The 233-nt window shown below is 71.7% G+C and carries 1 protein-coding gene; it reads right to left on the bottom strand.

The window, feature by feature from the left end; all coding sequences use genetic code 11:
• Positions 1 to 233 (bottom strand): hypothetical protein (locus SB756_RS35730; protein WP_410913975.1); only part of this gene is annotated, 233 nt, incomplete at both ends.

Here is a 233-nt window from a genome sequence, read left to right as displayed (position 1 = left end):
CTTGCAGGGCCGCCTGATCCTCGGCAGCCAGTTCCAGGGGCCAACTGCCCAGCAGGGTCTGGTAAAGGATCAGTTCGTCCCCCGCCGAAGGCGCATCCGCCTGCTGGCGCAGGGGCGCGGCCAGGGTGCGCCAGTGCTCCACCTGGGCGGCATACCAGGGGGCCCGTTCGCTGAGCACTGCCAGGCGCGCGCGGCTGTCCTCGCCCCGTTTGTGGTCGTGGGTGGCGCTGGTC

It is taken from the genome of Pseudomonas sp. SIMBA_068, from assembly GCF_046534705.1.
In the GTDB taxonomy this organism is placed as follows: domain Bacteria; phylum Pseudomonadota; class Gammaproteobacteria; order Pseudomonadales; family Pseudomonadaceae; genus Aquipseudomonas; species Aquipseudomonas putida.
This window is presented reverse-complemented; position numbering and strand designations above follow the sequence as displayed.